Source organism: Neisseria macacae ATCC 33926 (assembly GCF_022749495.1).
In the GTDB taxonomy this organism is placed as follows: Bacteria; Pseudomonadota; Gammaproteobacteria; order Burkholderiales; family Neisseriaceae; genus Neisseria; species Neisseria macacae.
This window is the reverse complement of sequence record NZ_CP094241.1, coordinates 594,540-616,036: the sequence shown is the minus strand read 5'-3', so window position 1 is coordinate 616,036 and position 21,497 is coordinate 594,540. Positions and strand designations below refer to the sequence as shown.

Genomic DNA, 21,497 nt, shown 5'->3' with positions numbered 1-21,497 from the left:
TCTCGAGGAGATGCTGATGTGCCCTTGCCCACTTTCCCTCATATGTAAATTTGACAATGCGCTTTTATCTGCAGCATATAGTGGATTAACTTTAAATCAGGACAAGGCGACGAAGCCGCAGACAGTACAGATAGTACGAAACCGATTCACTTGGTGCTTCAGCACCTTAGAGAATCGTTCTCTTTGAGCTAAGACGAGGCAACACCGTACTGGTTTAAAGTTAATCCACTATATTTTGCTAGAAGGAAACATTTCAGATATTCTGAAAGCATTTCAAAACATGACTTTTTCGGTTCGCCACCCAAACACAACAATTACTTTTAGAAAGGATACATACCATGTTTGATTTAACGTGCAGCTACTTAGACGATGACGATATAGATCACGAAGCCGAAAAGCAGTGGATTTTTAAAACTTTACACAGGTTTGAAAAAGAAGAGGAAATTAAATCTTTATTGAACGATTTTTCAAAATTCTCATCGTTGTATGACGAAGCCGTTGCAGCAGGATTGAAAAAAAGTGCAGTCAACGACTACATCATTATTTCTGCCTCAGCACCAGACGAGGTAACCGGCGCGCTTAAAGAATATCTGGGGAAAACCATTTATGACGCCTGGGGCAGAACCGTGTCAAAAAGCCAAATGCTGCGGGATTTTGTCAGTGAATATAAATGGGCGCATTTAGATATGGAAACCTTCGACGCCATGAATCGGGAGAATTTTTTTAATAATATTGAACTCTAGCAGTATCCGATAGGCGGACAAGAAATTGCAGCGAATCCCAGATGCGTCAAAAAAATGAATATAGGAAACTAAATGAAAAAAATCGATTTTACTATGCATTTTTCTGCTGTGCAGCAGTCCCTCGATCGAGTATTCAAGGATATGCTGACCTTTCAAACAGAATACCTCCAAGAGCTATTTGCACGCAACGATACGGTTACAGTAGACCTGCTGACAGAACGTAGAAATATCAAAAACGGCATGGTCAACTTTAAAGACAAAAGCTATCCGGTAATCAAGACCAGTAAAAACTACAATCACAACTATAAAGACAAATATGTCGAATTTCCTCTGCCTCTCGCTGATCTTGCGCTGATGAAGGATTTTGCACTGACTTCGGAAGAAGTACAGCATGAGCCCGAAATGTTCGACCTTAACTGGCTGAATGTGCCCTATAAGGAATGGTATAAATATCGCGGGGAACGTTATCCGATAGAAAAACAACACGGTTTGTTTAAACTAGGTTTAGCCCCAAGTGCCGATGGTTCTTCTTCTGTTGCGTTTGGTCATTATTTTTTGATGAATGAATCCGACATTGATAAAACCTTGATAAAAAAATGGATATTCTTTTATTTGGATAAATATCTGCCGCATTGCCGGTTTCAAGGAATAAACCGTTTTTACCCTTCGAGAGTCCGGCCATTTTCCCTTTACAAAAAACGTATGGCTTTAGAATGGTTTTCCTTTCTACCCGCCGAAATCCTGCCTGAGGAAGTACCCAGCGCAAACGAGGTTATCTATCTTCCGAATTGTGGCAGCATCATTATTAGCACCGAGCAGCCCTACGACTTTGAGAATCCTGAAATGCGTAAGGTGACTGCCGCTATCGAACAAGAGCTGCACCATTTAGGATTGCTGCCTCTTGTGGATCATTTTAGCATTCCTCAAATTAGCGATTTACCCTTTATCAGTCGTGAGCAGCGTCTGAAAGACATGAGTCGGGGAAACGGCGTGTAGGCAAAGAAAATGCGGGAACCTATTGCCCGCACTTTTGTTTTCAGGCTACTAACTACTAGATGCGGTATTACACGGTTTACCGCAGCATAGAATGGTAACCACACCGAATATGGAGAATATGGGACGCTACTCCTCTTTTCCTTGGATAAATACAGAGAAAGAAAGATTTTGAGATTTAAACCTGATATAGTGGATTAAATTTAAATCAGGACAAGGCGACGAAGCCGCAGACAGTACAGATAGTACGGAACCGATTCACTTGGTGCTTCAGCACCTTAGAGAATCGTTCTCTTTGAGCTAAGGCGAGGCAACGCCGTACTGGTTTAAAGTTAATCCACTATAATTTGCGAATACAGGGATGTCCGGATTTATGTTCATCTATCCAAAGAAGGTCGTCTGAAACCTGATTTTAAAGTAACACACAGCCACATCACGAAAACAACTGGATTATGCCATTAAAAATTAAGAATTTTTTATCTATTACCGATGCTGAGAGAATCGATTCAGCTTTAAATCAACTGCCTTGGGCTGGATCGAGCATGGATTGGGATAAGATTAAAGGCGAGAAGCTGCGCATTTCCTTATTTGGAGAAATAACGACAGCATCAATTCATTATGATACTTTTAAAAGATTTAAAGCTTGCCAAGGGAAGAACGTGGTAATTTACTACTCTCCATCACATCAACCTTGGATACTGGATACGGATGATTTTATCTATACTTGGTTAAGTATCTTTGAAGAATTACTTGAATTTCCTAAATTTATAGTATTTTGTTATGAAAAAATTTGGCAGCCTGGATATTTAGAAAATTCAATAGAATGCGAACCTATGGGAGAGTTAATTGGTTTAATCTGAAAAAGAACCCTAACACGTATAATATCTGAATTTGCGCACAAGGCATGGATTTGGGCTTAAGATTTTTTATGCCATTCATTGCAATCAGTTTTTCAAAAAAGCCGAAATTCTTTAATGGCTGCATGAAAACAGCCAATACCCAGTCCCATCCATTCCCAAAGACAAAAAAATAAACCCTTACTGTTCTCCAGTAAGGGTTTATTGAAAATCTGGCACGCCCACGGGGATTCGAACCCCGGTTGCCGCCGTGAAAGGGCAGTGTCCTAGGCCTCTAGACGATGGGCGCGTAACCGAGTTGCGAACTATACATAAGCGTCAAAACGCTGTCAACGGGTCGGGCATTTTTTATGGTCAAATTGGTTTCAGACGACCCTTCTGCGCCTTATCTTTGTATCCGCTTTGCCTGTATAATGCCGCTTTTAATGAAAAGGAAAACAAACCATGTGGTTCAAGCAGATCAGTTTTTATCCGCTCAACAAAGAAAAGCTGCCCGAAGCGGACGTACTTACCGACAAACTTGCAGAGGCTGAATTTACCCGCTGCCAAGGTTTGGACTGGTCCAGCGAGGGCTTTGCCGCACCGGTTTCGTTCTCTCCCGAACTCGTTTTTCCTGCCGACTTTACTTTGCGCGTCGCCCTGAAAAAAGAAGAAAAAGTCCTGCCAGCCGGCGTCATCCGCGATATTTTGGAAGAGAAGGTGGCGGAAATCCAAAACAATGAAGCCCGCAATGTCGGCCGCAAGGAAAAACAAGAGCTTAAAGAACAAATTACAGACGACCTGCTGCCCCGCGCGTTTACCCGCAGCAGCCGTACTGAAGCGGTGTTCAACACCCGCCACGGCTATCTGCTCGTCAACAACGCGGCTTCCGCTAAAGCGGAAAACATCCTGACCAAGCTGCGTGAAGCTTTGGGCGGTTTGGAAGCCTCGCTGCCGAATACCAAGCAATCGCCCTCTTCCCTGATGACCGAGTGGCTGTTGCAAGGGCATTGCGAAGGCGGTTTTGAATTGGACAGCGATTGCGAACTCAAAGGCGTGGGCGATGTTGTTCCCGTCGTCAAAGTGTCCAAACAAGATTTGACCGCCGATGAAGTGGTCCAACACGTCAAAAACGGCAAAACCGTAACCCAGCTCGGCTTGGTGTGGCGCGAGCAAATCGCCTTCATCCTCACGCAAGACTTCACGCTCAAGCGCATCCAATACCTCGACGTATTGCAGGAAGAAGCCGAGAGCAACGGCGACGATGCCGCCAGCCTTGCCTTCGCCTCGCAAATCCTGATGGCGGAATCCGTCAGCACCATGTTGGAAGAGCTGGTTTCCTATTTGGGCGGCTGGCAAGACTAATTTTTCAGACGACCTTTACACGATAAAAGGTCGTCTGAAACCTACATCCGATGGACAACCTTTATGTTTAAACACCTCGCATTCCTGCCGCTCGCCATTATGCTTGCCCTCCCCGCCTCGGCCGCCGTCCTGACTTCCTATCAGGAACCGGGCTGCACCTACGACGGCGATGTCGGCAAAGACGGCAAACCCGCCGGCAAAGGCACATGGCGCTGCCAAGACGGTCGCAGCTACACCGGCGCATTTAAAAACGGCAAATTCGACGGACAAGGCGTTTACACCGTCTCCGCCAACCGCGAAACCTTCATCGAACCGTTCAATTCCAACAGCACCAAGTTCCGCAACATGGTACTGTCGGGCACGTTCAAAAAAGGCCTCGCGCACGGCAAATTCACCGCCTCGCAAAACGGCGAAACCGTCTTCATCATGAAATGCGAAAACGGCATGATTAAAGAAGTGAAACTGCCCAAAACCAAATAACCCCGTCCCGCATTTTCAGACGACCTCTCCGCAGACGTCGTCTGAAAACCGCAAGAAACAAGGAAAACATTATGAGCATCAAGTCCGACAAATGGATACGCCGCATGAGCGAAGAGTTCGGCATGATCGACCCCTTCGAGCCGAACCAAATCAAAGAAGCCAACGGACAGCGCATCATCTCCTACGGCACGTCCAGCTACGGCTACGACATCCGCTGCGCCAACGAATTTAAAATTTTCACCAACATCAACAGCACCATCGTCGATCCCAAAAACTTCGACCCGAAAAACTTCGTCACCGTCGAAGACGACTGCTGCATCATCCCCCCTAATTCCTTCGCGCTGGCGCGTACGGTCGAATACTTCCGCATCCCGCGCAACGTCCTGACCGTCTGCTTGGGCAAATCCACCTACGCCCGCTGCGGCATTATCGTCAACGTGACCCCGTTCGAACCGGAATGGGAAGGCTACGTGACCCTCGAGTTTTCCAACACCACCCCCCTGCCCGCCAAAATCTACGCCGGCGAAGGCGTGGCGCAAGTCCTCTTCTTCGAGAGCGACGAAATCTGCGAAACTTCCTACAAAGACCGCAACGGCAAATACATGGGACAAACCGGCGTCACCCTGCCGAAAACCTGATGATGGCAAGCCGCCGCCCGTGTTTTACAGACATTGCGGACATTAGGAAAAATACATCTGACGGTATCGGGTTTAGCGTATCCGAATCCGTCCGAGGTCGTCTGAAAACTTAAATCCGGCGTTTCAGGCGACCCTTTTCATATCCGCCGCAAAGCCCGCCGCCCAACGCTTCCATTGTGAAAATATCCTTAATTTGGTTTACAATGATGCCATTTCCAAATCTTATCGAGAGAACAAAATGTTAGACATCCAACAGCTCCGCAACCACACCGCAGCCGTCGCCGAACGTTTGGCGCAGCGCGGTTACGAGTTTGATACCGCACGTTTCAATGCCTTGGAAGAGCAGCGCAAAGCCGTCCAAGTGAAAACCGAAGAACTGCAAGCCTCGCGCAACAGCATTTCCAAACAAATCGGCGCATTGAAAGGACAGGGCAAACACGAAGAGGCGCAGGCAGCCATGGATCAAGTCGCCCAAATCAAAACCGATTTGGAGCAGGCCGCCGCCGATTTGGATGCCGTTCAGAAAGAATTGGACGCATGGTTGTTGAGCATACCCAACCTGCCGCACGAAAGCGTGCCTGTCGGCAAAGACGAAACCGAAAACGTCGAAGTCCGCAAAGTCGGCACCCCGCGCGAATTTGACTTTGAAATCAAAGACCATGTCGATTTGGGCGAACCTTTGGGCTTGGATTTCGAAGGAGGCGCGAAACTGTCCGGCGCGCGCTTTACCGTCATGAAAGGTCAAATCGCCCGCCTGCACCGCGCGCTGGCGCAATTCATGCTCGATACGCACACGCTGAAACACGGCTACACCGAGCATTACACGCCCTACATCGTGGACGACACCACCCTGCAAGGCACAGGCCAACTGCCTAAATTTGCAGAAGATTTGTTCCATGTTACCCGCGGCGGTGACGAGAGCAAAAAAACGCAATATCTGATTCCGACCGCCGAAGTGACGCTGACCAATACCGTTGCCGACAGCATCGTGGCAGGCAGCGATTTGCCGCTGAAGCTGACCGCCCATTCCCCATGTTTCCGCTCCGAAGCGGGCGCATACGGCAAAGACGTGCGCGGTCTGATTCGCCAACACCAATTCGACAAAGTGGAAATGGTGCAAATCGTTCATCCCGAAAAATCATACGAAGCGCTGGAAGAAATGGTCGGTCATGCCGAAAACATCCTGAAGGCTTTGGAACTGCCCTACCGCGTGATTACGCTGTGTACCGGCGACATGGGCTTCGGCGCGACCAAAACCTACGACTTGGAAGTCTGGGTTCCCGCACAAAACACCTACCGCGAAATCTCAAGCTGCTCCAACTGCGAAGATTTCCAAGCCCGCCGCATGAAGGCGCGTTTCAAAGACGAAAACGGCAAAAACCGCTTGGTACATACTTTGAACGGCTCCGGCTTGGCAGTAGGCCGCACTTTGGTTGCGGTTTTGGAAAACCATCAAAACGCCGACGGCAGCATCAATATTCCTGCCGCTTTGCAGCCTTATATGGGCGGCGTGACCAAACTGGAAGCCCGATAAACCGTGTAGCTGATTCCATCGCTAACATATCAAAAGGTCGTCTGAAACCCTTAAACAAGGTTTCAGACGACCTTTTCGTTATAGCTGCCGCTGCCGAAATCAAAGCAACCATATCGAGCCTAAGCGTCCGAAGCGCGACGGCTCAATGCGTTATAGTGGATTAACTTTAAACCGGTACGGCGTTACCTCGCCTTGTCCTGGTTTAAATTTAATCTACTATATTACTGATTGTGCTGGCGGAAATATGCCCATTCTTCAACGACCGTACCGTCCGGCAGATGGCAAAGCGCATATTCGCCGCCGTCTTTGTCTTTTTTCATTTCCAATTTCCCGCCCTGCTTCACGCAAAACTCAGAAGCCGGATTTGCCGCGTCGACTGTCGGCGCTTCTTGTTGGGCGGACGTATTGCAGGCCGCCAAAACCGTAGCGGCGGCAATGCTCAAAACAACAGGTTTCATCATATTATTTCCTTTCGATATCGTGATTCAGACGACCTCAGCCCGAATTTCAGAGAACGATTCTCTAAGGTGCTGAAGCACCAAGTGAATCGGTTCCGTACTATCTGTACTGTCTGCGGCTTTGTCGCCTTGTCCTGATTTAAAGTTAATCCACTATATTTCTTCCAAACAAAAAGGTCGTCTGAAAACGGAAACAGCGTTGCCGCCGCTTTTCAGACGACCTTCAACCGTATTTATCGGTTCGACCCTTTGACCATATCCATCAAAAACAGGCGGCAGTCTAAGTTGCCGTTGTAGAGCGGGATTTTGCGTTTGGGTGAAAGGCGCATGAATTTCGGCATATCGCGGTCGCCGGTAAACATTCCCGCCAACCAGCCCGCGTAATGCTGCTTCAGCCACGCACCCAACTGCGGATAAAGGGCTTGCAGGGCTTGGACTTCGGCAAGACGGACGCCGTAAGGCGGATTGGAAATCAAAATGCCGCCTTCCCCGTTCGGACGGGTATCCTGCGCGTCTTTGACTTCAAAACGGACAAACGTGTCCACTTCGGCAGCTTGGGCGTTGGCAACGGCGGCGCGGATTATATAGCGGTCGTTGTCGCTGCCCGAAATCGGGGCAGGCGCGGGGCGGATTTGCGTTTCGGCTTCGTGTTGCAGCTTTTTCCAAAGGGCGGCATCGAAGTTTTTCAGCTTCTCAAACCCGAAACGGCGCATCAAACCGGGCGCGCGGCGGGTGGCAATCCACGCGGCTTCGATGACGATGGTGCCGCTGCCGCAAAACGGGTCTTGGAAAGGCTGCGTACCGTCATAGCCCGCCAGCAGCAGCAAGCCCGCCGCCAAGTTTTCGCGCATCGGCGCTTCGCCCGTGTCTTGGCGGTAGCCGCGTTTGAACAAGGCTTCGCCGGATGTGTCGATGAAAATTTGAATGTCGCGCTCGTCGATAAAGGCATGGATGCGGATGTCGGGGCGGATTTTGCCGACGCTGGGGCGCGCGCTGCAAGCGTCACGGAACACGTCGCACACGGCGTCTTTGATTTTCAGCCCGACGAAATCCAAACTTTTGACTTGGGCGCGTTTGCCTTCTACTTTGACTTTGAAGGTTTGTTCTAAGTCGAACCAATCCGTCCAGCGGATATTTTTCGCGGCTTTATAAATGTCTTGCTCGCTGCGGTAGCCGCTTTTGGTCAGGCGCAGCAACACGCGGCTGGCGGTGCGCGAATGCAGGTTGATGCGGTACACCTGCTCCATACCGCCTTTGCACGCAACGCCGCCGTCAACAGCGCGGATGTCTTGGCATTTGAGTTGGTCGAGTTCTTGGGATAAAGGGGCTTCGAGACCGCGCGGGCAGGTAACGAAGAGGGAATAAGTGGTCATGCGAACCTTTCGGATGGGCGGCGTATTCGGATGGCGGATTAAGCTTCAATCTGGACAGGCGGAGCCATGCCAAACCCGTTTAAACTGAACCCGCCATGCCTCTGCCGCGTATTGCTCCGTCGCCGCTTGGATGGCGCACGGATAAAAATGTGATGGACGTGATTATAAAGGATATAAAGGCAAAAGGTCGTCTGAAAACCCGTTATATTGATTTTCAGACGACCTTTTTAATGGATTCAAACAGAAACGCCGTCAATCCCCCAACGCCGCCACCATCACCGCCTTAATCGTGTGCATCCGGTTTTCCGCTTGGTCGAACACGATGCTGGCGGGGCTTTCGAATACTTCTTCCGTCACTTCCACGCCGTTTAAGCCGAAGGTTTCGTAAATCCATTCGCCGACTTTGGTTTCGCGGTTGTGGAAGGCGGGCAGGCAGTGCATGAATTTAACCTGCAAGTTGCCCGATGCCGCCATCAGCTCGGGGGTAACGCGGTAATCTTTCAACAAATCAATGCGTTCCTGCCATGCTTCTTTCGGCTCACCCATGCTGACCCACACGTCGGTATGGATAAAATCTACGCCTTTGACGGCCTCTTCCACGCTTTCGGTGAGCAAAATCTTTCCGCCGGTTTCTTCAGCGACGGCGCGGGCGCGGGCGACGATGTTTTCAGACGGCCACAAGGTTTTCGGTGCGCCGATACGCACGTCCATGCCGAGCTTCGCGCCCAACACCAGCAGCGAATTTGCCATGTTGTAACGCGCGTCGCCGACGTAGGCAAACGCAGTTTGGTTCAAAGGTTTGCCGCTGTGTTCGCGCATGGTCAGCGCGTCGGCGAGCATTTGGGTGGGGTGGAACTCGTTGGTCAGACCGTTGAACACGGGCACGCCGGCGTATTTTGCCAATTCTTCGACCACGTCCTGCCCGAAGCCGCGATATTCGATGCCGTCGTACATCCTGCCCAACACGCGGGCAGTGTCTTTGATGCTTTCCTTATGCCCGATTTGGCTGGCGGACGGCTCCAGATAAGTGACACCCGCCCCTTGGTCGCGTGCGGCGACTTCAAACGCGCAGCGGGTACGGGTCGATGTTTTTTCAAAAATCAAGGCGATGTTCTTCCCTTTCATCCGCTGCACTTCGTGCCCTGCCTTTTTGGCGGCTTTCAACTCGGCGGCAAGGTCGAGGTAGGCGGTGATTTCTTCGGGCGTGAAGTCCAAAAGTTTCAGGAAATGGCGGTTTTTCAGGTTCATATTCGTATTTCTCCTTTCCGGCAGGTCGGGCATTGATGCCCGATATTGTTTTGTATGCGGATTTTGTCAGGCATCATTGCCGACCGTTTTTCAGAGTGCGAAACCTGCTCCGAAATCAAAACAAGGTCGTCTGAACTTCGCCGCGTTCCAAAGCAAGCAGCGACTGTTTGCGGTTCAGGCCGCCCGCGTAGCCGGTCAGCTTGCCGTCGCTGCCGATGACGCGGTGGCAGGGAATCAGGATGGACACTTTGTTCTGCCCGTTGGCGGCGGCAACGGCGCGGACGGCTTTGGGATTGCCCAAACACTGCGCCTGCTCCTTGTAGCTGCGCGTTTCGCCGTAAGGAATCGCCAAGAGCGCATCCCATGCCTGCTTTTGAAATTCGGTACCAATCTGCTCCAAGGGCGTGGCAAAGGTTTTCAGACGACCCTTGAAGTATAAGTCCAATTCCTGCCGCAGAAGTTGCGTTCGCTCATCCTCCCGAAACACAAACCGTCCGCGCAAGGCTTTTTGGACGGCGGTAATTTCCTGTTCCATATGCTTCTGCCCGACAAATTCCAGCAAACACAACCCTTTGCCACCGAACACCGCCAGCATCTCGCCCAAAGGCGTGGCAATGGCGGCGGCGGTTAATTCGTTTGAGCTGTCAGGATAATGCGCTTCCAACAAACGGATGGCGCGGCGGATACGGACATATTCTTCAGGCGCGCAGCCGATACAGTCGATAAAATCCTGCTCGAACTGCTTGGCTTCGTGTTCCGTCAGATTGGGATACAGCATGACTTCACACTCAAAAACTTGGGTTTCGAGCCAATGGCGGATTTCATCCCATTTTGACGGTAGGTTGTTTAAGGAAGGCAGGGTAATCATTCGTTTGCTCCATATCTCTATCATGGATTTGGCGGCAAAATCCCCAATTCTCGTCATTCCCGCACGCCGATGCAGGAACGGGCTATGACGTAAATCTTGAGGGTCAGGTTGCGGCAATTCCTAAATATTCGATATTTCCAAAGCCTCAGGGAAAGGAATTAAAGATTTCAGACGACCTGCAAAGGGTCGTCTGAAACCACGGATTTTTGCATTTGCGCATTTCGGCACATCATCCAACCGTTTCGGCACATTCCTGCCGCCATTGACAGCCTATAATGAATCCACTTATTCATCAAGCAAAGGAATCATCTATGCAAACCCGCATCCTCTCCGCCGTACTGCTGGCTTTTTCAACCGCCGCCTTTGCCGAGGGCGCATTCACGCTGCAATTCGACAACCCGTCCAAAGACGGCGGCTTCACGCAAAACCAGCTTTTGAGCGCGCCTTACGGCTTTGGCTGTTCGGGCGGCAATGCTTCGCCCGCGCTGTCGTGGAAAAATCCGCCCGCAGGGACAAAAAGTTTCGTCCTGACTGTTTACGATAAAGACGCGCCAACCGGCCTGGGCTGGATGCATTGGGTGGTCGCCGACATCCCCGCCGATGTCCGCCGCCTACCCGCAGGCATTACCGCGCAAGGCGGCAGGCTGCCCAAAGGCGCGCTGCAAACCCGCACAGACTTCGGCACTCCGGGCTACGGCGGCGCATGTCCCCCCGAAGGCAGGAAACACCGCTACGAATTCACACTCACCGCGCTGAAAGTCGCCAAGCTGCCGAACATCACCGCCGAATCCACACCAGCACTGGTCGGCTTCTTCACTAAGGCAAACAGCTTGGGCGAAGCGAAATTCACGGTCGAACACCGACGCTGACCTGCCCCGTGCGCCGATATGCCGCCGGCTCCGCTTCCGAGCGAACCACCGACGGCACGCAACCGAACCGCTCTTTGAAGCGCGCGCTGAAACGGGACGGACAGTCATAGCCGACCGCGCCGGCAATCTGCGCCACCGGCCATTGCGTAACCTGCAACAGCGTCAGCGCGCGCATCATGCGTACATCCGTCAGCAGCGTACGGAAATTCGTGTCCTGCCGCGCCAACCGCCGCCGCAACGCAGCCTCGCTGCAATTAAGCCGCTGCGCCAGCATCGCCGACGACCAGTCTGCAGCCATATCGGCGGTAATCAGTTTGCGGATTTGCCGCATCAGGTTGACGCCTTCGTACACGGTAAAACCGATGCCGTCATGCTGCAACCACGCCAACACGCCGCAAAGCGCGGCCTCCGCCGCATTGTGCGGCACTTCTTCATCCGCCAGCGTCGCAGCCGCATAATCAAACGCCGCGTTCATCCGCCCGGGGTGCGGCAGCTTCACCGCATCGCACACTGCCTGCGCCGTCCCGTATTGTGCGGCAAACCTTTCTATGGCTTCCTGTTCGAAAGCAATCCATTGCGCCTGATAGAGGTCGTCTGAATCGGGAATATTGATGACGTCAAACGTCTGCCCGCCTGCCAATGCGACAGCCTCACCCGCCGCAATCCTCAATTCGCGCCCAGCCCACCGCAACTTCTTACATCCGCGCCGCACGATAACCACGGTCGGTTCATGTACCGCCACGCTGCGGTACAAGGCGGTATGATGTTGCACGATGCCGCCTAAAGCACCCAATCGTTCACGCGTATGAAAGTAATTTGACGGCACGGTTATATTCCTCAATGTTTCAACACACAGGGCTGCACATAAGGCGCAGCCCTGTTTACCCTGATTTGGAAGGGGTTACTTCCCAAAAAATAAACCAAAATTCTACTGCCCTGAAAGGCTGGGTTTCAACCATATTCCGTCGGCGTGCCTGCAACTTGGCTCCCTCCCCTGTGGGGGAGGGTTGGGGAGAGGGTAAAACGGGAGATACAGACAATATTTCCGTTGCCGACCCAATGCCCTCTCCCTAACCCTCTCCCACGGGAGAGGGAATGGATTGCCGTTCAAATAAATCGCTCCACATAAAAATCAATGCGTTATCTCAAACTCACGTTAGGTCTAATCAAATTGTCAGACATCCATATCCGACAAGCAATCTGCTTTTCAGACGGCCTTACAAATTTAAGTTTGACGTGCGTTCGAAATAAGGCAGTTGATGCAAAGCGAAATTCCGTTGGCGTGCCTGCAACTTGGCTCCCTCCCCTGTGGGGGAGGGTCGGGGAGAGGGTAAAACGGGGCAGATACAGACAATATTTCCGTTGCCGTCCTAATGCCTTCTCCCTAACCCTCTCCCACGGGAGAGGGAATGGATTGCCGTTCAAATAAATCGTTCTACATAAAAATCAATGCGTTATCTCAAACTCACGTTAGGTCTAATCAAATTGTCGGACATCCGTATCCGACAGCCCATCTGCTTTTCAGACGGCCTTTTCAACCAACAACCGCGCCAATATCCCCTCATACACCGCCGACAGCTTCGGAATATCGTCCAGCCGCACGTTTTCGTTGATTTGGTGGATGGTGGCATTGGACGGGCCTAATTCGATGAGTTCTTTCGCAATGGCTTTAATGAAGCGTCCGTCCGAAGTGCCGCCGGTGGTGGACAATTCGGTCTCTACGCCGCAGGTTTCGGCAATGGCGGCGCGCGCCACGTCGGTCAGTTTGCCCGCGTGGGTGAGGAAGGGCTGCCCCGAACATGACCATTGCAAATCGTATTGCACGCCGTGTTTGTCCAAAATGGCGTGAACGCGTTGCTTCAGCCCTGCTTCGGTGGACTCGGTGGAGAAGCGGAAATTGAATTTGACGTTCAGCTCGCCCGGAATGACGTTGGTCGCGCCTGTGCCGCCGTTGATATTGGAAATTTGAAAGCTGGTCGGCGGGAAGTATTCGTTGCCTTCGTCCCAGACTTCCTGCGTCAGCTCTTGCAGCGCCGGGGCAAAAGTATGCACGGGATTGATTGCCAAATGCGGATAGGCAATATGTCCTTGCTTGCCTTTGACGGTCAGGTTGCCCGACAGCGAGCCGCGCCGGCCGTTTTTAATCATATCGCCCAATTTGTCCACGGCGGTCGGTTCGCCGACGATGCAGTAGTCGATAAGCTCGTCGCGCGCTTTCAATACATCAACGACTTTGGTCGTACCGTCCAACGCGTCGCCCTCTTCGTCGGAAGTAATCAGAAGCGCAATGCTACCTTGGTGATCGGGATGTTCGGCAACGAAGCGTTCGCAGGCGGTAACGAAACAGGCGATACTGGTTTTCATGTCCGCCGCGCCGCGCCCGTATAATCTTCCGTCGCGCTCGGTCGGTTCGAACGGGGGCGAATCCCATTTTTCAACAGGGCCTGTCGGCACAACGTCGGTATGCCCTGCAAAACAGACGACGGGAGCTTTCGTGCCGCGTCGCAACCAGATGTTTTTGGTGTCGCCGAAATGGAGTTCTTCGGCCGCAAAACCGATTTTGTGTAGGCGTTCGGCAAGCAGTTTTTGGCAATCTCGGTCGTCGGGGGTAACGGACGGGCGGGAAATCAATTCTTTGGCGAGTTCTAGGGATTGGGTTTCAGTCATTTTGTTCACTTTGGAAATCAGGTCGTCTGAAATGTTCTCAATCTGATTTTCAGACGACCTTTGGGTTGGGTTGGTATGCGGGGCGGGCATTCGTACCCGTCCGTTTTCTGAATCATTTGCCATGACAGGCTTCGTAAAGCGGCAGCAAATCTTCCACTGTTTCGACTATCCATTTTGCTACATCCTGTTTGCCCAAATCGTCGCGTTCGATGTGTTTGCCGATGCAGAAAAAGTCTTCGTCGTTTTGCAACCTTCGGTCGGATTCGCTTTGTTGTGCGACGGTGCGGTAGTCGTCATATTCGCTTTCCGCGCCGTGCCACATATCGAATGCGGCGTATTTTTCGGTATCGAAATCATCCAGCCAGCGGTTGTATTCTGGCAGCGCAATCGGCGACACGTCGGCTTTGTAGCAATGCCAGTCCAAGCTGACGCTTAGGCGGCGGCGGTTCAATAAAATCGATAAAATCGCGGCGGAATTTTTGTATTGGGCGTATTTGAAGTAGGCGAAGAAATGGGCGCGAACCTGCCAGCCGTTACACCAGCGTTCGATATGCGGCGGGGCGAAAGGTTCGCCCAAATCTGCGGCGACCTGCTGTATCAACTGCTGCCATATCTGCCAGTTTTCCTTGTAGTCGGCTTTGATTTGCGGAATGCTTTCGGGCTGATATTTTTTGAGTTGGGCAAACTGGAAAAACGGGATATTGAACAAATCGCAGCTTTTTGGCGTCAGCATGGTTTGCTTCCTTTTCAGACGACGTGGTTGGTTTGCAGGGAGATACTGGGGTCGTCTGAAACTCTGTTTTCAAGTTTTCAGACGACCTTTATTTAAAGAAACGGCAATCTGTAAACGGCCTTATCTGCGTCGGCGCGCTGCCATGATTTCGCCGATTTCGGTCAGTTTCTCTTTGGGGATAAACGTTTTGCCCATGTCGAACAAGGGTTCCTCAATCGCCAGATGCACATCGTAACCTGCCACAAAGCGTTTGAACGCTTCCGCATCGGGGATATAGGCGTTGTCTGCTTCGAGTTTGGCAAATTCGGCAGCCACGGCATCCCAGTTGCCATGCAGGCTCACATGCTGGCGCAAAAGCTCATCCACGCTTTCCTTTGCCTGCGGCGCGTATTGCAGCAGGAGCGGGAAGAAGTTTTCCTCTTCGTCTTCATGGTGCAGCGGGGCGGCAATGTTGAAATACTGGGCGATTTGGCGGATGGTTTGCAAAACAATCTGATTGCAGCCGTTTTCGGCGATATAGTCCGACAACATGGCGACCTGGCCGCAGAAACGGCGCACTTTGCCGTGGCAGGCATACAGCATTTCAATCGGTTCGGCAAAGGTAACGCTTTTGGTTTCAAACGGATTCATGTTTGTGTTCTCAATGGGTACTTTTCAGACGACCATTTTATAACAAAACAGCCTGCATAAAGCAGGCTGTCTGTATTTTGAAGCTTGGACGGATTAGTCAACCAAAGTCACTTTGCCGTTCATCAAAGCACCGTGTCCTGGGAAGGTGCAGGCAAATTTGTATTCGCCGCCCGCCAGTTTGGCAGGATCCAGAGTCAGGGAAGCTTCTTCGCCGCCGCCGACCAGTTTGGTGTGGGCAACAACGCGTGCATCGTCAGCTTTCACATAGTCGGTTGCAGCAGCGCCGGCACCGTCTTTGAAAATACCGTCCATGTCTTCGGCTTTACCGATGACGATGTTGTGACCCATGCTTTCTTTAGGTTGGGTACCGGTGTGTTTCAGGGTAACGGTGAATTCTTTACAAGCTTTGCTGACTTGGATTTCTTTAGTGTTGAATTGCATAGCGTCGTTGGCTTCGACAGTAGTCGCGCAGTTGCCGGCGGCAGGTGCTGCGGCAGAGTTGGCTGAAGCCGCGCCGGAAGCAGGAGCATCGGCAGGAGGTGCGCTTTCTGCAGGAGCAGGTGCAGCTTCAGAAGCAGCAGATGCAGTCGGAGCAGAGGCTTCGGCAGGTTTTGAAGCTTCTTGTGAACAAGCGGACAAGCCGATAACGGCAGCGGAAATCAGAGCCAAATAAGCTTTCATGTGTATCTCCTAATGATAGGTGAGAATATGTTAAGTTCTACAAAATAAAACTTGCGAATATATATTAATAAACCTAATTTCAGATTTCATATCCGCAAGCGAAAGAAGGATGAAAATGAAGCTATATTCTGCTACAACAAATCGAACAAATCCAAAATTCAACGGCTGTTTTACCTCAGTTTACACAAATGAGAATGGCTACTATTAATGTCGTATTTCTTTAGTATTAGATTTTATCGGTCAGACGAAATACTCTTTAACTTTAATTAACAAACAACACAACCATTTCAAACTCAACGGCTGTGTTTGCGTACCAACTCCGCCAGCGCGGCAGCCAATTCAGGATGCTTATCTTCCAATTTTGCCGCCGCCGCATCAAAACTCTCCAATGCCGCCCCGCTCAAATGCAGGCTGTTGACTTTGGGTTGTGCCGGCGGCTTCGGCACGACTTTGACCGCCACATCCCGAATCCCCGCGTTCAAATCCTGAAGCTGCGGCACAAGCGCGGGCAATATCATTTTCAGGCGCGAAGCCGCCATACCGTTTGCCGCAAGCAACACCAGCCTGCCCTCTTCGATGCAGGCGGTTTGAAAGTGCGGGTGCAGGTTTGCCGGCAGGATGCGTTTGACTGCCGCATCCAGCCTGCGCCATTGTTGCGACTGCTGCAACAAACCGGCCAACCGCGCATCCCGCTTGCCCAATTGTTCCAAATTCATATGTTTCAGACGACCTTTTCAAAGTGTACGGTTGTATTATCAAGATTGAAATCCGGTAAAACTGCCTTTATTTCAAACGGCATGACTGCCTTGCCGCGAGGCTTGTGTTAAAATCCCCGTTTCGCCATTATTTTATATCAGGCGCAGGAACTATTTCATGCTGACAAACATTGCTAAGAAAATCTTCGGCAGCCGCAATGACCGGCTGCTCAAACAATACCGTAAATCCGTTGCCAAAATCAACGCACTCGAAGAACAAATGAAAGCCTTGAGCGATGCGGATTTACAGGCTAAAACAGCCGAATTCAAACAACGTCTTGCCAACGGTCAGACTTTGGACGACATCTTGGTCGAAGCCTTCGCCGTCTGCCGCGAAGCGTCCCGCCGCGTACTCGGTATGCGCCACTTCGACGTACAGCTTATCGGCGGTATGGTGCTGCACGACGGCAAAATCGCCGAAATGCGTACCGGTGAAGGTAAAACCTTGGTCGCCACCCTTGCCGTCTATCTCAACGCCCTGTCCGGCAAAGGCGTGCACGTCGTTACCGTCAACGACTACCTTGCTGCCCGAGACGCAGGCATTATGGAACCGCTCTACAACTTCCTCGGCTTAACCGTCGGCGTCATCGTCGCCGATATGCAGCCGTTTGACCGTCAAAACGCCTACGGCTCCGACATTACCTACGGTACCAACAACGAATTCGGCTTCGACTACCTGCGCGACAACATGGTGACCGACCAATACGACAAAGTTCAGCGCGAATTGAATTTTGCCGTAGTGGACGAAGTGGACTCCATTCTGATTGACGAAGCGCGCACCCCGCTGATTATCTCCGGTCAGGCGGATGACAACATCCAGCTGTACCAAATCATGAACAGCCTTCCCGCGCACCTCATCCGCCAAGAAACCGAAGAAGGCGAAGGCGATTACTGGGTCGATGAAAAAGCACACCAAGTCATCTTGAGCGAAGCGGGTCACGAACACGCCGAACAAATCCTGATTCAAATGGGTTTGCTGCAAGAAAACGCCTCCCTCTACTCCGCCGCCAACATCGCCCTGATGCACCACCTCATGGCAGCATTGCGCGCGCATACGTTATTCCATAAAGACCAACACTACGTCATCCAAGACGGCGAAATTGTCATCGTGGACGAATTTACAGGCCGTCTGATGTCCGGCCGCCGCTGGTCCGAAGGCCTGCACCAAGCCGTCGAAGCCAAAGAAGGCGTGGAAATCAAACGCGAAAACCAAACCCTCGCCTCCATCACCTTCCAAAACTACTTCCGCCTGTACACCAAACTCTCCGGCATGACCGGTACCGCCGATACCGAGGCTTTCGAGTTCCAAAGCATCTACAACCTCGAAACCGTCATCATCCCGACCAACCGCCCCGTACAGCGTAAAGACTTCAACGACCAGATTTTCCGTTCTGCCGAAGAAAAATTCGAAGCCGTCGTCAAAGACATCGAAGAATGCCACAAACGCGGGCAGCCCGTCCTCGTCGGTACCACCAGCATCGAAAACTCCGAGCTGGTTTCCCGTCTTCTGCAAAAAGCCGGACTGCCGCACAACGTCCTCAACGCCAAAGAACACGAACGCGAAGCCCTGATTGTCGCCCAAGCCGGTAAAGTCGGCGCCATTACCGTCGCCACCAACATGGCGGGCCGCGGTACCGACATCGTCCTCGGCGGCAACCTCAAGCACCAAATCGAAGCCATCCAGTCCAACGAAAACCTGAGCGACGAGGAAAAAGCCGCACAAATCGCCGCCCTTGAAAACGGCTGGCAGGCAGAACACGACCAAGTGGTCGCGGCAGGCGGCCTGCACATCATCGGCACCGAACGCCACGAAAGCCGTCGCATCGACAACCAATTGCGCGGACGCGCAGGCCGTCAGGGCGACCCCGGCTCCAGCCGCTTCTACCTCTCGTTTGAAGACCCGCTGCTGCGCCTCTTCGCGCTCGACCGCGCCGCCGCCATCCTTAACCGCCTCGCTCCCGAACGCGGTATCGCCATCGAACATGGTATGCTGACCCGCCAAATCGAAGGCGCGCAACGCAAAGTCGAAGGCCGCAACTTCGACATGCGCAAACAAGTATTGGAATACGACGACGTTGCCAACGACCAACGTAAAGTCATCTACCACCAACGCAACGAAATCCTCAACAGCAAAGACGTCAGCGACCTGACTAAAAGTATCCGCGAAGAAGTCATCAGCGACTTGGTCGATTTGTACATACCGCCCGACAGCATGGAAGAGCAATGGGACATCCCCGCACTCGAAAGCCAGCTTGCCGCCGAATTCCGCCTGCACGAAGACATCCAAGCATGGCTCAAAGCAGACACCACTTTGGACAATCAGGACATCAAAGAGCGTCTGATTAAACGCGTGGAAGAAGAATACGCGGCCAAAGTCGAGCTGGTCGGTAAAAAACCGATGGCGGATTTCGAACGCAACGTCATGCTGCAAGTCATCGACCTGCAATGGCGCGAACACCTTGCCGCTATGGACTATCTGCGCCAAGGCATCCACCTGCGCAGCTATGCACAGAAAAATCCGAAACAGGAATACAAACGCGAAGCCTTCGCCATGTTTGAAAACCTGTGGCGCGGTATCAAGCATCAAACCGCTTCCCTCTTGACCTCCGTCCAAATCGAGCGCAACACCGATGTAGAAGAAATTGCCGAACCCGCACCCGTCGGCATCCAAACCATCCACTCCGAAGCGCCCGACATGGAAGAACTGCTCGGACAATCCCAAACCAATTTGGTTACCGAAGCGTTCGATCCCGACGGAACGGATTTCAGCCCCGAGGCACTTGCCGCCCAAGGCCAAGTCGTCCACCGCAACGACCCCTGCCCTTGCGGAAGCGGCCTGAAATACAAACAATGCCATGGCAAACTGAGCTGATGACAGCTTAAACAAAAGGTCGTCTGAAACCTCGAAAGGTTTTCAGACGACCTTTTTCATCACCCAAGTTACAGAACCGCGCCGCCATAAAAAAATACCATCGTTATTAAATTGTCAGGCGGTCACGATACGGTATAATCCCTAAATCTGCTTCGTACAGCATCATCGAACGCTTATGGACAATACGCAAAACCCTCAAAACCTGCAACGCAATTCATTGCGCCGCAACAGTATCTACCTGCTGCCCAACTCCTTCACCATCGCCGCCCTGTTCTGCGCCTTCTTCGCCATCACCCAATCCATGCACAAGCACTTTGAAATAGCGGCGATCGCAGTATTCCTCTCCATGCTGCTTGATGGGATGGACGGGCGCGTGGCACGGCTGACCAACAGCCAAAGCGCATTCGGCGAACAGCTCGACAGCCTTGCCGACATGGTCAGTTTCGGCGTTGCACCTGCATTGATTATTTACAAATGGCAACTTTCGCAGTTCGGCAAAATCGGTTATTCCGTCGCCTTCATCTACTGCGCCTGCGCCGCCCTGCGCCTCGCCCTCTTCAACACGCTTATCGGCAAAGTCGATAAACGCTGGTTTATCGGCGTCCCCAGTCCGACCGCCGCCGCGTTGATTGTCGGCCTGATTTGGGTCAACCACAGCGTCGAACGCTTCCCCGGCGTACATTGGTGGGCTTTGGGCATCACGCTTTTCGCCGGCATTTCCATGATTGTCCAAATCCCGTTTTGGAGCTTTAAAGAAATCAACATTCGCCGCCAAGTCCCGTTTATGGGCATGGTAATCGCCGTGTTGATCCTCCTCTTAATCACATGGAAGCCTGCCCTCGTCTTATTCCTCTTCTTCTTGGGGTACAGTCTCTCCGGCTACATTATGGCGGCACGGCGTTGGCTGAAAAAACGCCGCAGGAACAAAAAGGTCGTCTGAAAAAATGTGGACTTGGGATATTATCCTCGCCCTGCTCGCCGTCGGAAGCGCGGCGGGCTTTATTGCAGGATTGTTCGGCGTAGGCGGCGGTACGCTGGTCGTCCCCGTCGTCTTGTGGACATTGCAACTGCAAGGCATCAGCAGCCACCCCTACGCCCAACATCTCGCCATCGGCACATCCTTCGCCGTAATGGTGTTCACCACTTTCTCCAGCATGTACGCGCAGCACAAAAAAAGCGCCATCGACTGGCAGACTGTCCGCCGTATGACCCCTTCCATGATATTCGGCGTACTGATCGGCGCGGTAACTGCCAAATATATGCCTACCCGCGCCCTGCAAATCTTCTTCATCTCATTCCTAACCCTTATCGCCCTCAAAACCCTGACCGACTCCAAACCCAAAGCCTCGCGCCACCTGCCCGCCCTGCCTGGTCTGAGCGCAGTCGGTACATTGTTCGGCGCAGCTTCAAGCTGGGTCGGCATCGGCGGCGGCTCGCTGTCCGTACCCTTCCTGATGTATTGCAACTTTCCTGCCCACCGCGCCATCGGCACATCTTCCGGCCTTGCCTGGCCGATTGCGCTCGCCGGCACAATCGGCTATCTCGTTACCGGCTGGAACGTTCCCGACCTGCCCCACGGCTCCGGCGGCTTTCTCTATCTGCCCGCCGTCGCCATCCTTAGCATCGCCACCATGATTTTCGCCCCTATCGGCGTCAAAACCGCGCACAAACTCCCCGCCCGCCAGCTCAAAATCTCCTTCGGCATCATGCTGCTGCTGATTGCCGTCAAAATGGCTTGGAACCTTATGCGTTAA

At 52.2% G+C, this 21,497-nt stretch carries 21 protein-coding genes, 1 tRNA gene and 1 pseudogene; 12 read left to right on the top strand and 11 right to left on the bottom strand.

Annotated elements, in window-relative coordinates; translation table 11 throughout:
• Positions 1-46: 46 nt before the first annotated feature.
• The 4 genes and pseudogenes from MON40_RS13475 to MON40_RS02900 form a co-directional block, all read left to right on the top strand.
• Positions 47-270, top strand: a pseudogene (locus tag MON40_RS13475) (hypothetical protein); the annotation flags it as partial.
• Between the two features lie 68 nt (positions 271-338).
• On the top strand, positions 339-743 hold the full coding sequence (locus MON40_RS02910; RefSeq protein ID WP_003757921.1) for a hypothetical protein: 405 nt from the start codon (positions 339-341) through the stop codon (positions 741-743).
• A gap of 72 nt (positions 744-815) precedes the next feature.
• Complete coding sequence (locus tag MON40_RS02905; protein WP_003776952.1) at positions 816-1,739, top strand: Imm52 family immunity protein; 924 nt, start codon at positions 816-818, stop codon at positions 1,737-1,739.
• Between the two features lie 449 nt (positions 1,740-2,188).
• Positions 2,189-2,596 carry a hypothetical protein gene (locus MON40_RS02900; RefSeq protein ID WP_242925989.1) on the top strand — a complete coding sequence of 136 codons (408 nt, stop codon included), beginning with the start codon at positions 2,189-2,191 and terminating at the stop codon, positions 2,594-2,596.
• A 210-nt stretch (positions 2,597-2,806) separates the two neighbouring features.
• On the opposite strand, the gene MON40_RS02895 is transcribed toward MON40_RS02900, so the two are convergent.
• Positions 2,807-2,882 (bottom strand) — tRNA-Glu (locus tag MON40_RS02895).
• A gap of 155 nt (positions 2,883-3,037) precedes the next feature.
• Between MON40_RS02895 and MON40_RS02890 the strand changes: the two genes are divergently transcribed.
• The 4 genes from MON40_RS02890 (at position 3,038) to serS (ending at position 6,589) form a co-directional block, all read left to right on the top strand.
• Entirely contained in the window at positions 3,038-3,937 is a 900-nt protein-coding gene (locus tag MON40_RS02890; protein WP_003776947.1) for a recombination-associated protein RdgC, read from the top strand.
• 63 nt (positions 3,938-4,000) lie between these two features.
• Entirely contained in the window at positions 4,001-4,417 is a 417-nt protein-coding gene (locus MON40_RS02885) for an MORN repeat-containing protein (RefSeq protein WP_003776943.1), read from the top strand.
• Between the two features lie 71 nt (positions 4,418-4,488).
• On the top strand, positions 4,489-5,055 hold the full coding sequence (dcd, locus tag MON40_RS02880; RefSeq protein WP_003741335.1) for a dCTP deaminase: 567 nt from the start codon (positions 4,489-4,491) through the stop codon (positions 5,053-5,055).
• Positions 5,056-5,293: 238 nt separating this feature from the next.
• Positions 5,294-6,589 carry a serine--tRNA ligase gene (gene serS, locus MON40_RS02875; protein WP_039862783.1) on the top strand — a complete coding sequence of 432 codons (1,296 nt, stop codon included), beginning with the start codon at positions 5,294-5,296 and terminating at the stop codon, positions 6,587-6,589.
• A gap of 221 nt (positions 6,590-6,810) precedes the next feature.
• Here the strand turns inward: serS and MON40_RS02870 are convergent, their stop codons facing one another.
• From MON40_RS02870 to MON40_RS02855, 4 genes are all read right to left on the bottom strand, one after another.
• Positions 6,811-7,050, bottom strand: coding sequence for a putative hemolysin (locus tag MON40_RS02870; protein WP_003776939.1), 240 nt, complete (start codon positions 7,048-7,050; stop codon positions 6,811-6,813).
• Positions 7,051-7,280: 230 nt separating this feature from the next.
• Complete coding sequence (locus tag MON40_RS02865) at positions 7,281-8,420, bottom strand: THUMP domain-containing class I SAM-dependent RNA methyltransferase (RefSeq protein ID WP_003776934.1); 1,140 nt, start codon at positions 8,418-8,420, stop codon at positions 7,281-7,283.
• 252 nt (positions 8,421-8,672) lie between these two features.
• Positions 8,673-9,668, bottom strand: a complete 996-nt coding sequence (gene argF / locus MON40_RS02860; protein ID WP_039862782.1) for an ornithine carbamoyltransferase — start codon at positions 9,666-9,668, stop codon at positions 8,673-8,675.
• A gap of 115 nt (positions 9,669-9,783) precedes the next feature.
• Positions 9,784-10,593 carry a methylated-DNA--[protein]-cysteine S-methyltransferase gene (locus MON40_RS02855; RefSeq protein ID WP_003776929.1) on the bottom strand — a complete coding sequence of 270 codons (810 nt, stop codon included), beginning with the start codon at positions 10,591-10,593 and terminating at the stop codon, positions 9,784-9,786.
• Between the two features lie 254 nt (positions 10,594-10,847).
• On the opposite strand from MON40_RS02855, the gene MON40_RS02850 reads away from it, so the two are divergent.
• Positions 10,848-11,405: a YbhB/YbcL family Raf kinase inhibitor-like protein gene (locus MON40_RS02850; RefSeq protein ID WP_009173847.1), complete on the top strand. Its 558-nt coding sequence runs from the start codon at positions 10,848-10,850 to the stop codon at positions 11,403-11,405.
• On the opposite strand, the gene MON40_RS02845 is transcribed toward MON40_RS02850, so the two are convergent.
• From MON40_RS02845 to MON40_RS02820, 6 genes are all read right to left on the bottom strand, one after another.
• A complete protein-coding gene (locus MON40_RS02845; RefSeq protein ID WP_174263543.1) occupies positions 11,383-12,198 on the bottom strand; it encodes a helix-turn-helix transcriptional regulator in 816 nt (271 codons plus the stop codon). The genes MON40_RS02850 and MON40_RS02845 overlap by 23 nt on opposite strands.
• A 728-nt stretch (positions 12,199-12,926) precedes the next feature.
• Complete coding sequence (gene dapE, locus MON40_RS02840; RefSeq protein WP_039862845.1) at positions 12,927-14,072, bottom strand: succinyl-diaminopimelate desuccinylase; 1,146 nt, start codon at positions 14,070-14,072, stop codon at positions 12,927-12,929.
• 112 nt (positions 14,073-14,184) lie between these two features.
• On the bottom strand, positions 14,185-14,805 hold the full coding sequence (locus MON40_RS02835) for an HI_0552 family protein (RefSeq protein WP_003776923.1): 621 nt from the start codon (positions 14,803-14,805) through the stop codon (positions 14,185-14,187).
• 120 nt (positions 14,806-14,925) lie between these two features.
• Entirely contained in the window at positions 14,926-15,435 is a 510-nt protein-coding gene (locus MON40_RS02830; RefSeq protein WP_003776921.1) for a hemerythrin domain-containing protein, read from the bottom strand.
• Between the two features lie 93 nt (positions 15,436-15,528).
• A complete protein-coding gene (gene azu, locus MON40_RS02825) occupies positions 15,529-16,116 on the bottom strand; it encodes an azurin (RefSeq protein ID WP_003776920.1) in 588 nt (195 codons plus the stop codon).
• A 293-nt stretch (positions 16,117-16,409) separates the two neighbouring features.
• A complete protein-coding gene (locus MON40_RS02820) occupies positions 16,410-16,832 on the bottom strand; it encodes a DciA family protein (RefSeq protein ID WP_003776918.1) in 423 nt (140 codons plus the stop codon).
• A gap of 157 nt (positions 16,833-16,989) precedes the next feature.
• Between MON40_RS02820 and secA the strand changes: the two genes are divergently transcribed.
• From secA to MON40_RS02805, 3 genes are all read left to right on the top strand, one after another.
• On the top strand, positions 16,990-19,743 hold the full coding sequence (gene secA, locus MON40_RS02815) for a preprotein translocase subunit SecA (protein ID WP_003776917.1): 2,754 nt from the start codon (positions 16,990-16,992) through the stop codon (positions 19,741-19,743).
• A gap of 175 nt (positions 19,744-19,918) precedes the next feature.
• Positions 19,919-20,683, top strand: coding sequence for a CDP-diacylglycerol--serine O-phosphatidyltransferase (gene pssA, locus MON40_RS02810; protein ID WP_003776916.1), 765 nt, complete (start codon positions 19,919-19,921; stop codon positions 20,681-20,683).
• A gap of 4 nt (positions 20,684-20,687) precedes the next feature.
• A complete protein-coding gene (locus tag MON40_RS02805) occupies positions 20,688-21,497 on the top strand; it encodes a sulfite exporter TauE/SafE family protein (RefSeq protein ID WP_003767644.1) in 810 nt (269 codons plus the stop codon).

Bases quoted from the DNA above. Each gene is read 5' to 3' on its own strand.
- MON40_RS02870 (WP_003776939.1), bottom strand. From the start codon at position 7,050: ATGATGAAACCTGTTGTTTTGAGCATTGCCGCCGCTACGGTTTTGGCG.
- MON40_RS02900 (WP_242925989.1), top strand. From the start codon at position 2,189: ATGCCATTAAAAATTAAGAATTTTTTATCTATTACCGATGCTGAGAGA.
- dcd (WP_003741335.1), top strand. From the start codon at position 4,489: ATGAGCATCAAGTCCGACAAATGGATACGCCGCATGAGCGAAGAGTTC.
- argF (WP_039862782.1), bottom strand. From the start codon at position 9,668: ATGAACCTGAAAAACCGCCATTTCCTGAAACTTTTGGACTTCACGCCC.
- MON40_RS02910 (WP_003757921.1), top strand. From the start codon at position 339: ATGTTTGATTTAACGTGCAGCTACTTAGACGATGACGATATAGATCAC.
- MON40_RS02850 (WP_009173847.1), top strand. From the start codon at position 10,848: ATGCAAACCCGCATCCTCTCCGCCGTACTGCTGGCTTTTTCAACCGCC.
- MON40_RS02805 (WP_003767644.1), top strand. From the start codon at position 20,688: ATGTGGACTTGGGATATTATCCTCGCCCTGCTCGCCGTCGGAAGCGCG.
- MON40_RS02855 (WP_003776929.1), bottom strand. From the start codon at position 10,593: ATGACGAGAATTGGGGATTTTGCCGCCAAATCCATGATAGAGATATGG.
- secA (WP_003776917.1), top strand. From the start codon at position 16,990: ATGCTGACAAACATTGCTAAGAAAATCTTCGGCAGCCGCAATGACCGG.
- MON40_RS02820 (WP_003776918.1), bottom strand. From the start codon at position 16,832: ATGAATTTGGAACAATTGGGCAAGCGGGATGCGCGGTTGGCCGGTTTG.
- MON40_RS02905 (WP_003776952.1), top strand. From the start codon at position 816: ATGAAAAAAATCGATTTTACTATGCATTTTTCTGCTGTGCAGCAGTCC.
- MON40_RS02890 (WP_003776947.1), top strand. From the start codon at position 3,038: ATGTGGTTCAAGCAGATCAGTTTTTATCCGCTCAACAAAGAAAAGCTG.
- MON40_RS02835 (WP_003776923.1), bottom strand. From the start codon at position 14,805: ATGCTGACGCCAAAAAGCTGCGATTTGTTCAATATCCCGTTTTTCCAG.
- MON40_RS02865 (WP_003776934.1), bottom strand. From the start codon at position 8,420: ATGACCACTTATTCCCTCTTCGTTACCTGCCCGCGCGGTCTCGAAGCC.
- serS (WP_039862783.1), top strand. From the start codon at position 5,294: ATGTTAGACATCCAACAGCTCCGCAACCACACCGCAGCCGTCGCCGAA.
- MON40_RS02830 (WP_003776921.1), bottom strand. From the start codon at position 15,435: ATGAATCCGTTTGAAACCAAAAGCGTTACCTTTGCCGAACCGATTGAA.
- MON40_RS02885 (WP_003776943.1), top strand. From the start codon at position 4,001: ATGTTTAAACACCTCGCATTCCTGCCGCTCGCCATTATGCTTGCCCTC.
- azu (WP_003776920.1), bottom strand. From the start codon at position 16,116: ATGAAAGCTTATTTGGCTCTGATTTCCGCTGCCGTTATCGGCTTGTCC.
- dapE (WP_039862845.1), bottom strand. From the start codon at position 14,072: ATGACTGAAACCCAATCCCTAGAACTCGCCAAAGAATTGATTTCCCGC.
- pssA (WP_003776916.1), top strand. From the start codon at position 19,919: ATGGACAATACGCAAAACCCTCAAAACCTGCAACGCAATTCATTGCGC.